Annotated in this window: 11 protein-coding genes and 1 pseudogene; 5 read left to right on the forward strand and 7 right to left on the reverse strand. The window is 54.8% G+C overall.

Annotation, left to right across the window (positions count from 1 at the left end):
- Positions 1-5: 5 nt before the first annotated feature.
- The 4 genes and pseudogenes from BWI76_RS14080 to BWI76_RS14095 all read right to left on the reverse strand — a co-directional run bounded on the left by BWI76_RS14080 (position 6) and on the right by BWI76_RS14095 (position 5,485).
- Positions 6-3,113, reverse strand: coding sequence for a multidrug efflux RND transporter permease subunit (locus BWI76_RS14080; RefSeq protein ID WP_064371762.1), 3,108 nt, complete (start codon positions 3,111-3,113; stop codon positions 6-8).
- A 16-nt stretch (positions 3,114-3,129) separates the two neighbouring features.
- Positions 3,130-3,552, reverse strand: coding sequence for a hypothetical protein (locus tag BWI76_RS14085; RefSeq protein WP_004137156.1), 423 nt, complete (start codon positions 3,550-3,552; stop codon positions 3,130-3,132).
- Positions 3,553-3,675: 123 nt separating this feature from the next.
- A pseudogene (locus BWI76_RS14090) lies at positions 3,676-4,129 on the reverse strand (nuclear transport factor 2 family protein).
- Positions 4,130-4,159: 30 nt separating this feature from the next.
- Entirely contained in the window at positions 4,160-5,485 is a 1,326-nt protein-coding gene (locus BWI76_RS14095; RefSeq protein ID WP_004137150.1) for a glycoside hydrolase family 10 protein, read from the reverse strand.
- A 272-nt stretch (positions 5,486-5,757) separates the two neighbouring features.
- On the opposite strand from BWI76_RS14095, the gene BWI76_RS14100 reads away from it, so the two are divergent.
- Complete coding sequence (locus tag BWI76_RS14100) at positions 5,758-7,296, forward strand: cyclic diguanylate phosphodiesterase (protein WP_004137148.1); 1,539 nt, start codon at positions 5,758-5,760, stop codon at positions 7,294-7,296.
- Positions 7,297-7,416: 120 nt separating this feature from the next.
- Positions 7,417-8,028, forward strand: a complete 612-nt coding sequence (gene nqrE, locus BWI76_RS14105) for an NADH:ubiquinone reductase (Na(+)-transporting) subunit E (RefSeq protein ID WP_032711060.1) — start codon at positions 7,417-7,419, stop codon at positions 8,026-8,028.
- Positions 8,029-8,132: 104 nt separating this feature from the next.
- On the opposite strand, the gene ivy is transcribed toward nqrE, so the two are convergent.
- Together ivy and BWI76_RS14115 are read right to left on the reverse strand one after the other, a co-directional pair.
- Entirely contained in the window at positions 8,133-8,576 is a 444-nt protein-coding gene (gene ivy, locus BWI76_RS14110; protein WP_049085756.1) for an Ivy family C-type lysozyme inhibitor, read from the reverse strand.
- A 79-nt stretch (positions 8,577-8,655) separates the two neighbouring features.
- Entirely contained in the window at positions 8,656-8,817 is a 162-nt protein-coding gene (locus BWI76_RS14115) for a YqaE/Pmp3 family membrane protein (RefSeq protein ID WP_004120471.1), read from the reverse strand.
- A 317-nt stretch (positions 8,818-9,134) separates the two neighbouring features.
- Between BWI76_RS14115 and BWI76_RS14120 the strand changes: the two genes are divergently transcribed.
- A complete protein-coding gene (locus tag BWI76_RS14120; protein ID WP_004137141.1) occupies positions 9,135-9,365 on the forward strand; it encodes a hypothetical protein in 231 nt (76 codons plus the stop codon).
- A 50-nt stretch (positions 9,366-9,415) separates the two neighbouring features.
- Here BWI76_RS14120 and BWI76_RS14125 read toward each other — a convergent pair whose 3' ends face one another.
- Complete coding sequence (locus BWI76_RS14125; protein ID WP_004137139.1) at positions 9,416-10,300, reverse strand: SDR family oxidoreductase; 885 nt, start codon at positions 10,298-10,300, stop codon at positions 9,416-9,418.
- Positions 10,301-10,547: 247 nt separating this feature from the next.
- Here BWI76_RS14125 and treZ point away from each other — a divergent pair, with 247 nt between their 5' ends.
- Together treZ and treY are read left to right on the forward strand one after the other, a co-directional pair.
- Positions 10,548-12,335, forward strand: coding sequence for a malto-oligosyltrehalose trehalohydrolase (gene treZ, locus BWI76_RS14130; protein ID WP_049103081.1), 1,788 nt, complete (start codon positions 10,548-10,550; stop codon positions 12,333-12,335).
- Positions 12,332-14,872: a malto-oligosyltrehalose synthase gene (treY, locus tag BWI76_RS14135; protein ID WP_049085289.1), complete on the forward strand. Its 2,541-nt coding sequence runs from the start codon at positions 12,332-12,334 to the stop codon at positions 14,870-14,872. The genes treZ and treY overlap by 4 nt, the downstream gene beginning before the upstream one ends.

Consider the following 14,872-nt stretch of genomic DNA (forward strand, 5'->3'; position numbering starts at 1 on the left):
AGTCCTTACGGTTTGCGTCTTTTTAGCCGCATCATTCCTTGCTGCACCAGCAGGAAAAATAATGGCGCGAAAAACAAGGTCAGCAGCGTCCCGGTGAGCATGCCGCCGATGACCGCGGTGCCTATCTCTCGTTGGCTGGAAGCCCCCGCGCCGGTAGAGAGTACCAGAGGGATTACGCCAACAACAAATGCGAGTGAGGTCATCACGATGGGGCGCAAGCGCAGGCGCGCGCCTTCGAGGGTGGCTTCCGACAGGCTTTTCCCTTGCTGGAACTGCGCCAGGGCGAATTCAACGATCAGAATCGCGTTTTTGGACGAGAGGCCCATTGTCGTCAACATCCCCACCTGGAAGTAGATATCGTTTTCATAACCGGCGAGCAACGAAGCGCTGATGGCGCCAATAATGCCCAACGGGATAATCAGCATTACGGCAATGGGAACCGACCAGCTCTCATATAAGGCGGCCAGGCATAAAAACATAAAGGCCAGCGACGCCAGGTAGACCCACAGCGTTTGCACCGAAGATGACTGCTCCTGCCAGGACAAACCGCTCCATTGCAGATCAAACCCGTTCATCGAGCTGACCAGGTCGGCCATCTCCGCCATCGCGGCGCCGGAACTGACGCCCGGCGCCGCGCCTCCCTGAAACTGCACGGCCGACAGACCGTTAAACCGCTGAAGCATCTGCGGTCCGGTGGTCCAGCGCAGGGATGAGAAGCTGTCGAAGGAGGCCATGTTGTTGCTGTCGCCGCGCACAAACCAGGCGGATAAATTTTCCGGCGTCGAACGCCAGGCCGCATCTCCTTGCATATACACGCGTTTAACCCGCCCACGGTCGATAAAGTCGTTAACATATACGCCCCCCCAGGCCGCTGAGAGCGTATTGTTGATATCAGCCTGATCCAGGCCCTGAGCCTGCGCTTTTTGTCTGTCGACATTGACCTGCAGCTGCGCTTTTTCTTCCAGACTATTAATTCGTACCGCGTCCAGAGCGGGATTTTCTCTGGCGGCATTGAGCAGGGTGGTTTGCGCCTGCATAAGCGCAGCGCTGCCATTTTCCGCGCTGTCCTGCAGCCATAGCTCAAAGCCGCTGGATTGCCCAAGCCCGCGCACGGTCGGGGGCGACATCACGCTGATGTTGGCCTGCCGGGCGTTTTTATTAAAGTACTGGTTCGCGCGGGAAATAATGGCCTGGGCGCTGTTTTTCTCACCAGGACGCAGGTCCCAGTGTTTTAACTCAGCGAATGCCATGCCGACGTTCTGCCCACTGCCGGCATTGTTTCTCCCGGTGACCATAAAGATAACGTTGAGGTTATCTTCCTCCTCGGTCATAAAATAGCGGGCAATATCAGCGCCAACCTCCTCGGTCATTGACATCGGCGAGCCAGACGGCAGCGTGTACTGAACCATGACCGCGCCCTGATCCTCCTCGGGCAGAAATCCGCTAGCGAGCTTCTGATATTGCCAGAGCATCAAAAAGGTCAGGATCAGGGCCAGGCAGACAAAACGAAACGGACGGGCGGTTATTCGTTGGAGCGTGGCCAGGTAGCGGTTCTGACTTATCGTCACGCCGCGATTGAAAAGGGTGAAAAAACGCCCTTTTTTCATGTGTCCTGGCTTGAGCAGGTGGGCGCATAGCGTTGGCGTCAGTGTCAGAGCGACCAGCGCGGACAGCGCCATGGCTGAGACAATAGTCACGGTAAACTGGCGATAGATAATCCCGACCGAGCCGCCAAACAGCGCCATCGGAATAAAAACGGCGGAGAGAACCAGCGCAATACCGATTAGTGCCCCGGTTATCTCATTCATCGAGCGCAGCGTGGCCTCCAGCGGGGTGAGGTCTTCCTCTGCCATCAAACGCTCAACGTTTTCCACTACCACGATAGCGTCATCAACCAGCAGGCCGATTGCCAGCACCATCGCAAACAGGGTGAGCGTATTAATGCTGTAACCGAGCAGGCTGAGAATACCGAAAGTACCCAGCAGAACTACCGGAACCGTAAGGGTCGGGATCAGCGTCGCCCGCCAGCTCTGCAGAAAAAGATACATGACGGCCACGACAAAGAGGATCGCTTCAATCAGCGTATGCACCACGCTTTCGATCGATACCGTCACAAACGGTGTGCTGTCGCGCGGATAGGCGGCGACCACGCCTTGCGGAAAGCGGGAAGAGAGGCGTTCGACTTCGGCCCTAACTTTTTTCGCCGTTTCCAGCGCGTTGGCTCCCGAGGCCAGTTGAATCGAGATCCCGGCGGAGGAGTAACCATTGAGCGTAGTTTGGTTTTGATAGTTTTCCGCGCCGATCTCCACGCGGGCCACATCGCGCAGGTACACCACCGAGCCGTCGCTATTCGTGCGCAGAATAATATTCTCAAATTGCTCAGGACGTTCAAGCCGAGACTGCGTCGCCACCGTGGCGTTCAGATACTGTCCCTCAAGCGTCGGCAGCGAGCCAATTTCACCGCTGGTAACCTGCGAATTCTGCGCTTCAATGGCGGCCTGCACGTCCGAGGGCATCAAACCGTAGCTGGTCAGCTGGAGCGGATTAAGCCAGATGCGCATGGCGTACTGCGCGCCAAAAACGGTGGTTTCACCCACGCCTTCAACCCGGCTCAATGGCTCCTGCAGGGAACTGACGAGGAAATCGCTGATATCAAGGCTGGTTAATTGCTCGCTTTTGTCATACAGGGCAACCACCATCAGGCTGTCGCCCTGGGATTTGGTAACGGTAATGCCTTGCTGCTGTACCTCCTGCGGTAAGCGGGTAATCGCCTGGTTTACCGCATTTTGTACCTGTACCTGCGCCATATCAGGGTTTACGCCCTGATCGAAGCTAAGGCTAATCCGCGCCTGCCCAGCCGAACTGCTGCTTGAGGAGAAATAGATCAGCCCATCGATGCCTTTAATCTGCTGCTCCAGCACCTGGGTAACGCTATCCTCGACGGTTTCCGCTGAAGCGCCGGTATAGTTCGCCGTGACGTTGACGGCAGGAGGGGCGATATCCGGATACTGTTCTACCGGCAGCGTCAGCAGGGCAAGGGCGCCGGCCGCCATAATGCAGATGGCGATGACGGCGGCGAACACGGGGCGAAAGACAAAAAAGCGAGCCAGCATTGTTACGCACCTCAGGTCAGTTAATGGCGTCTTGCAGGGTAAACACCGCAGGCGGCGCGCTTATCGCATCATCGGGCGGAAGCGGGGTAAAGGGCAGCCCATGGAATGCCTCATCGTGAACTTTGCTCATCAAGAAGGCGCCGATCTCAGAACATGACGTCGCACGCTGGTATTCACTCCACAGATAGTCGTAGGTTTGAATGCTGAAAATATTCTGCTGAAGTAAAAAGTGCAGATAGCGCCGCCGCTGTTCCACGCGCTGGCTAATGAGCAGGGCGCGACAGCGCCAGGCCTCGGCGGGTTCTTGTAGGTGGGAGCAGGCGTCATAGAGCGAGGCGCCCTGCGCGGGTAGGCTGGGTAAAGCGGCGTTCACCGCGCCGGGAAAAATGGCTAATGCAATGAAATAAAAAAGCTTTCCCCATTTTCTTTCGTTGAACATCAGTCTGATCTCGTCTGTTTATTTACTTTACAGTAAAGTAAATAAAATGTTTAAACAAGCGATAGTCTGTACGAATGAAAAAAGGGAAAGCGAGAGTGTTAGCAGAAGGCTCCTGGCCGGGTTTTAGAACATGCTGTTGCCGCTGGCGGTTTTTTTGCGGAACGTTCTGGGTAACGTCCCAGTGCTCAATGATTTTATGCTGCTTGTCGACGCGGAAGATATCAATAATCGCCCGCGTCACGCCCGGCTCGCGACCGGTGACCTCAACGTGCAGGATCACATGATCGCCATCAACAAACGCCTGCTTAATTTCACTGTGGGAGTCGGGATATTTGTTCTTCAGGAAGGCGATAAACTGCTGAAAGCCTTCCACGCCGTCTTTCGCCATCGGGTTATGCTGTATGTAGCGGTCTCCGAGATAGGGTCTGGCGGCGGCAAAGTCTTTGTCATTTAACGCTTTATTATAAAAATCAATGACATTCTTTTTATTCAGCTGTTCATTTTCACTGTTGCCCGCAAAAACGGCGGGCGTCAGAGCGCAGAACAAGGAAAAGGCGACAATCGATTTTTTCAACATAACATTCTCCGGTTGGGGCAGGTGTGGGAATCAACCTCCCCAGCGGCTTTTCAGGTAGTTAACGGCCTGCTGGGTTTGCGGCTGATTGAGGTAATTCTCTCTGAACAAAATCGTGCCCTGAATTTGCGGCATGGATTCATTCAGATCAAGCTGCTTTTTCAATTCCGGCACGCCGCCGTTAATCATCCAGTCGGGTTCGTTCTTCGACGGTTCGCCCACCTTGTACAGCGCCACGCCGATATAGAGGTGGGTATGGGTGGGTTTCACCACGTCAGCCCACCACTTTGCCAGCACGTCGTAGCGGGCCGCGTCGCGGGCGAAGGGCCAGTAAATCTGCGGCGCGATATAGTCCAGCCATCCCTGCTGCACCCAGAGACGGGTATCGGCATAGGACTCATCGTAGGCCGCCGCGCCGCGGGTGTCGGAACCGGCCGGATCGTGGGAGCGGTTGCGCCAGACGCCTGCCGGACTGACGCCGAATTCAACCTCGGGGTTCAGCTGCTTGATGGTACGGGAAACCTGCTCGATCAGCAGTTGGGTATTATGCCGCCGCCAGTCCGCCTTCGCGGCAAATCCCTGACCGTACTGCTGGAACGTCCGGCTGTCGTTCAGCGCCGATCCCGGCGATTCGGTGTAGAAATAGTCGTCGAACTGGACGCCGTCAACAGGATAATGTTCCACGACTTCCGCCACGATACTGGTTATCCAGTCGCGCACTTCCGGGATGCCCGGATCGAGCACGAAGCGATCGCCGGAGGTGCGTATCCACTCGGGGTGCAGAACGTATACGCTGGCGGGAACCTGCGATAGCGTACCGTTAAGCTCGGTGACGGTTTTCGGCCGGGTGTTGACCGAAACGCGATAGGGGTTAAACCAGGCATGAACGCGCATACCGCGCTTATGGGCCTCGTCCAGCATGAACTTAAGCGGATCGTAGCCCGGATCCTCGCCGATTTTTCCGGTCAGCATATCGGACCACGGCAGGATCTTCGATGGCCAGAGCGCTGTGCCATCCGGTTTCACCTGGAAGAAGACGGTGTTAATGCCGAGGCTCTTTAAATTATCCAGCTTGGCAGTCAGCGCCTGCTGCTGGAGGGCGATACGTCGGTCGGCCGTAATGCCGCCATTCACCGATTCCAGCGGCGGCCAGTCAAGGCGCGAAACGGTTGTCAGCCACACGCCGCGTACCGGCTCATGACTTTTGGGTAACGTCGGCTGCCTGGTCGCGGGCGGCATGGGTGTGACGAGAGAAACGGGCGGTTTGCTGCCGCAGTGGGCCAACAGCAGCGCAGCAGCTATTGCTACGGCGGATATTTTCACCTTGTTCAGGAGAAACTTACAGGAGCGGATCGTCATGATATTTGCCAGCTTTTCTGGTCAGCGCACAAAAGAGTCATTTTCATATTATTCGACTTTAAGTCAATAGTTTAGCTACGGATGCAGCAGCAAAAGCACGCAAACCTCAGGCGAAGAAAACGACTCTCGCATCACGCAACGGTTTGCCATGATATATCATTGATATGCATTAAAACTTGATCGGTTCAGGGCGAGTATAAACAGGATTTATTAAAATTTGGTCAAACTATTGGCCGTCGGCCCGCTGCGGCGCGTCAAACTGGATTAGCACAATGAACGACTCCTTATCACGCCATCGTCTGTGGATATTCTTATTTTTAATTGCGGTGCTGAGCTTCGGTACAGGGCTTTGTTACTGGCAAATGCAAAAAAAAGTGGATAACGATATTCATGCGCGGCTTCAGCAGGCGATAGCCAGCCTTGATGTGACCGTTTCTCATGCGGAGCAGGCCGCTAATATGGCTGAACCGTTCTATGGGAAAAGCTGTAATGAGAATGTCCTGACGGAGCTACGCACGCTGGTGGCCACTATTCCCGATGTGCGCACGGTGAATTTAGGTAAGGATAATGAAATATACTGCACCTCGGTTTATGGCGGACGGAAATTTCAGTTCGATCGCCGCCAATATACGCATGGCGCTTTACGTCTGCTGAGCGGCAGTGAAATCACGCCGCTCCATCCATTGATGGTTTACAGCGAACAGGACGACCGGGGAAATACGATTCTGGTGGGCGTGGATGGCTATTATTTATACAACATTTTAAACGTTCTCGACGGCGACGCTCATCTGTATCTTCAGGTTGGCGACCGGGTAATGACCCATAAGGGGGAAGTGACGACGACCCCGGGTATTCGCGTTCCCGTACGCATGGAATCAGAGCAGTTTCACTATTCGGTTATTGCCGACCGCCACTACGCGTCCGGCCCCGGCGCATTTATCCGTTATGAACAACACACCCTTATCGCCATTATTCTGGCCTCCCTGCTGCTGACATTTTTGTTCAGAAACTACCTCCGCTACCGGAATACGATTGAGTATCAGCTCAGGCAGGCTATCGAACTCAAACAGCTCAAACCCTATATTCAGCCGATTATCGGCAGCGACACCGGTCAGATCGTCGGCGGCGAAGTGCTGGTGCGCTGGGAGCATCCAAAACAGGGGTTTATTGCGCCGGATAAATTTATCTCCGTCGCCGAACAGACCGGTCTTATCAAAGAAGTGACGGCGATTTGCTTTGCTGAGGTGAGTCGCCAGCTCCGGCGACAGCAGTCCGTCATTCCCGCGGGGCTGTTTATCTGCTTTAACACCAGCTCGGTAAACTTTCAGGACGACGAAATTGTGACCCTGTGCCAGACGTTTACCCAACAGATGAAAGCGGCAAAAGTACGCCTTGTCCTGGAGATAACCGAGCGGGAGTCGATTGCAAATACCCTGCAGACGTCAGCGGTGACGGACCAACTCAGGCGTATTGGCGTGCAGTTTTCGCTGGATGATTTTGGTACCGGGTATGCAAACTACAGCTACATCCAGCAGTTTAATCCGGAGATTATTAAAATCGATAAAGTCTTTACCTTCAACATTGTGACCAATAACGCTTCAGCGCTGGTGGTGATGAATATGGTCAATCTGGCGAAAAAATTTCATTGCCAGATTATTGCCGAGGGCGTTGAGGATAAAGAGCAGCTTGAGATGCTCAAAAATATGGGCATTACCCTCTACCAGGGCTACTACTTTTCAAAACCGGTGCCGGTTGATGAATTTATTAAGATGCTTCCGCACACGTTTCTCCAGCGCAGAGAGGGCGAGTAAAGGCGGCTGTCCCGCCTTATCAAAACTCAGGAAATTAAAAGGTGATCGACTCGGCAAAACCGAGTCGTTATTGCCTGTTTCACCTGAAAGTTTGGCATGATTGAGAAACAACTCAACAACATGGAGGTTGTCTTGTTCGAATCTCACCTCAATATTTTTATCCGCGCGGTTTTTGTCGAGAATATGGCGCTTAATTTTTTCCTCGGCATGTGTACTTTTCTCGCTATCTCGAAAAAAATCGATGTCGCATTTCGTCTCGGCGTGACGGTAACAGCGCTGCTGGCGATAGCGACGCCGATAAATAACCTGATTTACAATCATCTGCTGAAAGAGAACGCCCTGATCGAAGGGGTCGATCTGAGCTTTCTCGATTTTATCACTTTTATCGGCGTTCTCGCGGCGCTGGTGCAGATCCTCGAGATGGTCATCGATAAATACTTTCATGCGTTAAACCACGCTTTAGGCCCGTTTCTGCCGTTATTAACCATTCACTGCGCCATTTTCGGCGCGACCATTTTTATGGTGCAGCGTGAATACAGCTTCTTTGAGTCACTCACTTACGGTACCGGGTGCGGTATTGGCTGGGCGCTGGCGATCGTGGCGCTGGCCGGCATACGCGAAAAGTTGAAATACGCCAACATGCCGAAGGGGTTGCGCGGGTTAGGCAGCGTATTTATTACCGCCGGGCTAATGTCGCTGGGGTTTATGTCATTCGCCGGCATCTCGTTGTAGCCGGAAAGGAACGTTATTCTGCCGTCCAGACCCCGGGTCAGAGCGGCAGAATGGGGATGACCGGATTACCGTTCCGGCCACAGGCGTCAATTTTTGGCTACGGGCTACTGCTGAAAGTTAAATGCGTCGGGATGATTTTCCAGGCTGCCGCTCAGGGCGGCAAAGAGCACCGTTTTACCATCGATGGAAAGATCGTCGCTAACGTTAAGCCAGGTCAGTTTCTCCTGGGCGGTTTTTTCATCAACGGTAGAGAAAAGCCCGGTCATCTGTCTGGACTTTTCAGACCACAGCACGGCGAAGCGTTCCGTCGCGCAATCGTGGGGTTTACAGACGCTGAGTACCTGATAAGTCTCTGCGCCAAGCTTCACCGTTCTGGCAGGCGAGGCGGTTCCGCCCGTCTTTACCCAGGCGGGCAGAGGGTGACCTTTTACCATTTGACTAAAGGCTGCCGGTTCCTTTTTGACCAGACTGTCCAGCGTCATATCGTCTTGCGCCACGGCATTGGTTGCTGCAGCCAGCAAAACGATAGCGGTTAATTGTTTAAGCATGGTATTGCTCCTGCGAACTTTCTGCTTCCGTTTAATGTCCGGGGATAAGCCGGCGAGTCAAACTGTAAGATATTTCTGATTAGGTGTTTTTGGTTTGAACCCAAAACGCGTGAATAAGCCCTGGAATATAACCGAGGATGGTTAAAATAATATTGAGAATGAAGGCCCAGCCAAACCCTTTACCCAGCAGCACGCCGAGTGGCGGTAGAATAATCGTCAACACAATTCGCCAAAAACCCATAATATCTCCCTGCTTAGTGAGTTAGCTCATGGTTATTTTAGCGGTTACGTCTGGTTTTGCAAATTTTAACTTTTTGAATAATAAGACTGCTAATATTACCAGCGCCTTGATACTACATATTTAATAAAGAGAAAAGTCGCAATTCACCTTTTTGACATATATAAGATTATTCTACGATATCGCTACATCAGCCGCGCTGACAGAACAAGAGCGTTCCAGCGTAAACATGTTTAAACGTCAATAAGGTATGCAGGTAACGAGGCGAGAAGTGCGCTACACTCGCAGGCAGTTTTATCCAATCGTAAAATGGCGGCGGCATGGGCAACATCATCCTGTATAAAGTTATCGTCATCATGGTCATTGTCTGGTGGGGCTGGAGTCTACTGAGGAGTAAGCAGAAAAAGCAGAGCCTGGAGCCCGCCATTGCGCAGGCGAATGCCAGAGAGCGTTATCAGTGGCGTTATTTCAGGTGGAGCTGGAGAGGTGTGCAAATCGTCTGTGGTTTTTATTTGCTGATAACCCTCATCCAGTTCCTTTTACGCTACTAGCGTCCGTCGCTGCGGCGCGCGAATAGAGCGCGCCACAGCGACGATCTCTCTTATGCTACCCCGGTGCCGCCATCAGAGCACCAGACCTGACCAGAAGCGTAGGAGCACGCGTCGGAAGCCAGGAGTACGTAAAGGGGCGCTATCTCAACCGGCTGTCCCGGTCTGCCGAGCGGCGTATCCTCGCCAAACTGCTGAACCTTCTCCTGCGGCTGGCCGCCGCTTGACTGCAGAGGCGTCCAGTACGGGCCCGGCGCCACGGCATTAACGCGGATACCGCGCGGACCCAGCTGCTTTGCCAGCGATTTCGTAAACGCAACATTGCAGGCTTTGGTCTGAGCGTAATCCAGCAGGATCTCGCTGGGTTTAAACGCCTGGACGGAAGAGGTGTTGATGATAGCCGCGCCCTCAGACAGATGGCGAAGCGCGGCTTTGGTTATCCAGAATGGCGCATAAACGTTGGTTTTAAAGGTCGCGTCAAAGGCGGCGGTACTCAACTCTTCGACGGATTCGCAATATTGCTGCCTGCCGGCGTTGTTAACCACAATATCCAGCCCGCCAAGCTCTGCGACCGCCTTTTCGACCAGGGTATCGCAAAATGATTCAACCCGAATATCGCCGGGAATGGCGACGGCTTTTCTGCCCTCGGCCTGTATCAGCGCGATAACGGCAGCCGCGTCGGATTCCTCCTCCGGCAGGTAGCCGATCGCGACATCCGCGCCTTCGCGCGCGAAGGCGATAGCGACTGCCCGGCCAATACCCGAATCACCGCCGGTAATCAGCGCTTTTTTCCCCACAAGCTTCCCGGAACCGATGTAGCTGGTTTCGCCGTGGTCGGGAAGGGGCTTCATTTCCGATGCCAGCCCCGGGGGTTGCTGCGGCTGCTCGACAAACGGCGGAAGTGGATAGTGTAGCGTTGAATTATTTCCTGTTGTCATACCGGCCTCCTTAATAAATGAAATTTAAGATTAGTCAATTATTGCGCATGGGGGATAAAAGAAAGGTAAACCAGGAATAATTAACTGCTTAAAACCAGGAATTATTTACCTGACTTTTCAGCCTATATGTATTACAGCCAAGGTCTTTATAAATAACAGACCCAACGCCGCCAGCACACTTGGCTCATCCTGGTCTAATCTTATATTTCATGCCGCGTTATCTGAATAAGTCGCCTGAGGACATTGAATGGAATCCATATCGTTTCACAAGCATTGGGGGGCGGAGTTTATTGCCGCTGATACTGTCCGTTTTCGCGTCTGGGCCGAAGGTCAAAAGACAATGACGCTGAGCCTGAAGACGCGGGATATTGCGATGGAAGCCGCGGGTGGGGGCTGGTTCCAGATTGACGTCTCTGGCGTAAAGCATGGCGATGAATATATGCTCCTTTTAGCCGACGGCAGGCGTATTCCCGATCCGGCCACGCGCGCGCAGCGCGATGATGTTAACGGTCCCTCGGTAGTTATCGACCCCAGGCTTTTTCAGCCGGTTAACCGCGTCTGGAAAGGGCGGCCATGGGAAGAAACCGTCATCTATGAACTCCATCCGGGCACCTTTACGCCAGAAGGCACCTTTCTGGCCGCCATCGATAAGCTGCCTTATCTGGCAGAGCTGGGGATCACCCAGGTCGAGATTATGCCCGTTGCCCAGTTTGGCGGTTCCCGCGGCTGGGGTTATGACGGCGTATTACTTTACGCGCCGCACGCCGCGTACGGCTCGCCGGGGGATTTTCACGCCTTTATTGACGCCGCCCACGGGTTAGGGCTTTCGGTGGTTCTCGATATCGTTCTCAACCATTTTGGCCCGGAAGGCAACTATCTCTCTTTGCTGTCGCCGGGCTTTTTTCATCAAAACCGAATGACCCCCTGGGGTAACGCTATCGCCTATGAAACCGAGGCTGTGCGGCAGTATATTACCGAGGCGCCGCTGTTCTGGCTTACCGAGTACCATCTTGATGGGCTGCGCTTTGATGCCATCGATCAGATTGAAGATCGCTCCGCCAGGCATGTGCTGATAGAGATCGCCGAAAATATCCGCAAAGCCATCCCCGACCGCCATATCCACCTCACCACCGAAGACAGCCGGAACGTCATTTTCCTCCATCCGCGCGATGAGGACGGACAAACCCCGCTGTTTACCGCCGAGTGGAATGATGACTTTCATAACGCCGCCCACGTTTTCGCCACCGGCGAGACGCACGCCTATTATCAGGATTTTGCGCATCAGCCTGCCAGTAAGTTAGCAAGGGCGCTGGCCGAGGGATTTGTCTACCAGGGTGAGCTTTCTGCGCAAACCGGGAAGCCCCGCGGCGTGGCCTGCGCCGCTCAGCCGCCGCAGTTTTTTGTCGACTTTATTCAGAATCACGATCAGACCGGAAACCGTGCGCAGGGGGAAAGGTTGATCTCCCTTGCCGGCGCCGGGAAAACGCGCGTTTTGCTCGCCGCTTTGCTTCTGTCGCCGCATATTCCTTTGCTGTTTATGGGAGAGGAGTTCGGCGAGAGCAATCCCTTTTTGTTCTTTACCGATTTTCAGGGTTCCCTCGCGAAGGCGGTGCGGGAAGGGCGGGCAAAAGAGTTTGCCGGACACGCGGGGCACGACAAATCCGTCCCGGACCCGAACGATCCCCTGACCTTTATTCGTTCTAAGCTCGACTGGCAGAAGGCGGCAAGCGAGGAGGGGAAATCCTGGCTGCGCTTCACGCGCAACCTCATCTTGCTGCGCCATCGCTATATCGTCCCGCTGCTGGCGGCAGGGGGCGGCGTCGAGGGCAAGATCCTGCACACGGAGCCTCAGGCGCTGGCGGTGAGCTGGCAATTTGCCGGCGGGACGCTCTCTGTGGCGCTGAATATCGGCGAGGAACCGCTTGCGTTGCCGGAAATACCTGGCGAGGTCATTTTTAGCTGGCCGGAACAGCAGGAAGCGTTAACGCCAGACAGTATTGTTGTCCGTTTTGCACATGGAGAAGCCTCAGTATGATCCCTTCCGCGACTTATCGCATTCAGTTCCGTAACGGCATGACCTTCGATCGCGCGGCGGCGCTGGCCCCCTATCTTCAGGGGCTCGGTATCAGCCATCTTTACGCCTCGCCGATATTTACGGCGACCACCGGCTCCACCCATGGCTATGATATTACCGATCCTAACGAGATCGACCCGGCCATCGGGGACCGCGAAGGGTTTGATCGGATGGTGAAGGCGCTGCGAAACGCGCAAATTGGCCTGATCCTGGATATCGTGCCTAACCATATGGCGACCTCGCTGGAGAATCGCTGGTGGCGGGACGTTATCGAGCAGGGCAAGAACAGCCGCTGGGCGAATTATTTCGATATTGACTGGACGCGTCCCGTTACGCTGCCGTTTCTGGGGGATACCTTTGAGGCGGAACTGGAGAGCGGGGCGCTCGAACTGAAACGCGACCCTGCAACCGGGAAACCGGCGTTCATCTATTATGACCAGGTCTGGCCCCTGAATCCTCAAACCCTGGCGACAGGTGAGCAATTACTAACATCCCCGGATCGCGACGCCATTCTGGCGCTGCACGAGGCGCAAAGCTGGCGCCTTATGTCCTGGCGGGAAGCGCCCAGGCAGCTCTCCTGGCGGCGTTTTTTTGAAATTACTGGCCTGATTGGCGTCAGGGTTGAAGACCCGGCGGTGTTTGACGACACCCATCGACTTATCCTTGAACTGGTGCATTCCGGCATAGTCGATGGTCTGCGTATTGACCATATCGATGGCCTTGCCGACCCGCTGGGGTATCTGCAGCGCCTGCGCCAGGCCACCGGGCCAGAGTGCTACATTACGGTGGAAAAAATCCTCGCGAAGGGCGAACAGCTGCCCGCCGACTGGCCGGTGTCCGGCACCACAGGGTATGAGTTTATCGCTTCGCTGGCGGAAGTGCTGGTGGATGACAATAACCTCGACCAGCTGCAGCAGGTGCATGACGACGCGCTCGGCGGAACGGTGGATCGCCACAAAGCGCTGCGCGAGGCGAAAGGCCTGATGGCGGATCGCAATTTTGAGGGTGAATTTACCACTTTATTGAAGCTGGCCCGCGAACTGGCGCAGCGTAACGGCATGGCGGTCGAGAGTGACGCGCTGCGCCACGCCCTGCGCGAACTGCTGCTGGCCTTCCCGGTCTATCGTACTTACGGCACCGCCGAAGGGCTGACCGCAGGCGATATTACGCTGTTAAACCGGGTGGTTGACCAAGTGAACGCCGAAGAAAACCGACCCGATGCCAACGCGCTTAACGTCATTATCGCTATCCTGACCGGCAATCTGCAGGCGAGCAGCCTCGACATCGCTTCACTCTTCAGGACCCGTTTTCAGCAGCTCACCGGGCCGTTAATGGCGAAATCGGTCGAGGATACGCTGTTCTTTCGTCATAACCTCGACCTGGCGCTGAATGAAGTTGGGGCCGATCCTACGCCTCGCGCCTTCTCATTGTCTCGCTTTCATCAGGAGATGCGCATCCGTCTTGCGCGCCAGCCCGATGCGCTGCTGGGGACGTCGACGCACGATACGAAACGCGGGGAAGATGCGCGGGCCCGGCTTTACACCTTAACGGAAGCCCCGCAGCTGTGGGCGGAAAACCTTGCGCGCTGGCGTCAGATGAATCAAACCCATGTGCGTTTTTTGAACGACGGCACGGCGCCGAACGCGGCGGATACGTGGATGATCTATCAGGCGCTGGCGGGCGCGTGGCCTGCAACGCTGCTGCCGGACGATGCCGAAGGGCTGAAATCGCTCGAAACGCGTTTTCTCGCTTTTATGGAAAAAGCGCTGCGCGAGGCCAAGCAGAGAACCGACTGGATCGACAGCAATGAAAGCTATGAGAGCGTGGTGCTTAATTATGTGCAGCAGCTATTTTCTGCGGATAATTCGCGCTTTCTCAACGATTTTCACATTGCCTTGCAGCCCTTTATCCGTGCCGGACTGGTAAACAGCCTCAGCCAGACGGTGATAAAACTGACTGCGCCCGGCGTGCCGGACATTTATCAGGGGAGCGAGGCGCTGAACTTCAGTCTTGTCGATCCGGATAACCGACGTGAACCCGATTTCGCCGTCCTTGCGCAAAACCTTCATACCGGGAATGCGGACCTGTTCACCCGCGAACCCCCCTGGCGAGACGGGCGCCTGAAACAGTACGTTACCGCTTCTTTTCTCCGATTAAGACAGCGGCATTCAGCGCTCTTCCATTATGGTGACTGGGTACCATTAAAAGTCTCCGGGGAGAGGGAAGATAATCTTATTGCCTACGCGCGCATCAGCGGAGAGGAGGCCCTGATCGTGGTGGTGCCTCGCCTGGCGTTTGACGTTGCGGCGCACGGATTGTCGGAATCTTCCGCAAGGCTATGGGGCAATACTGTGGTAACCATACCAGACGTTCTGGCCGGGAAACGTTTTCGTGATGTGTTTAGCGGCGAGAGCCGTCTGGTGGAAACGTCGCTCGAACTGGCGTCAACATCCGGGTGGTTGTTGACGCTTATTAGCGCTGAGCTACGGGGAGAATAA

Origin of the sequence: Klebsiella sp. M5al (assembly GCF_002090195.1) — a bacterium.
Taxonomy (GTDB): Bacteria; Pseudomonadota; Gammaproteobacteria; order Enterobacterales; family Enterobacteriaceae; genus Klebsiella; species Klebsiella grimontii.

Coding starts and splice junctions, on each gene's coding strand:
- BWI76_RS14080 (WP_064371762.1), bottom strand. CDS start 3,113: ATGCTGGCTCGCTTTTTTGTCTTTCGCCCCGTGTTCGCCGCCGTCATC.
- BWI76_RS14085 (WP_004137156.1), bottom strand. CDS start 3,552: ATGTTCAACGAAAGAAAATGGGGAAAGCTTTTTTATTTCATTGCATTA.
- BWI76_RS14095 (WP_004137150.1), bottom strand. CDS start 5,485: ATGACGATCCGCTCCTGTAAGTTTCTCCTGAACAAGGTGAAAATATCC.
- BWI76_RS14100 (WP_004137148.1), top strand. CDS start 5,758: ATGAACGACTCCTTATCACGCCATCGTCTGTGGATATTCTTATTTTTA.
- nqrE (WP_032711060.1), top strand. CDS start 7,417: ATGGAGGTTGTCTTGTTCGAATCTCACCTCAATATTTTTATCCGCGCG.
- ivy (WP_049085756.1), bottom strand. CDS start 8,576: ATGCTTAAACAATTAACCGCTATCGTTTTGCTGGCTGCAGCAACCAAT.
- BWI76_RS14115 (WP_004120471.1), bottom strand. CDS start 8,817: ATGGGTTTTTGGCGAATTGTGTTGACGATTATTCTACCGCCACTCGGC.
- BWI76_RS14120 (WP_004137141.1), top strand. CDS start 9,135: ATGGGCAACATCATCCTGTATAAAGTTATCGTCATCATGGTCATTGTC.
- BWI76_RS14125 (WP_004137139.1), bottom strand. CDS start 10,300: ATGACAACAGGAAATAATTCAACGCTACACTATCCACTTCCGCCGTTT.
- treZ (WP_049103081.1), top strand. CDS start 10,548: ATGGAATCCATATCGTTTCACAAGCATTGGGGGGCGGAGTTTATTGCC.
- treY (WP_049085289.1), top strand. CDS start 12,332: ATGATCCCTTCCGCGACTTATCGCATTCAGTTCCGTAACGGCATGACC.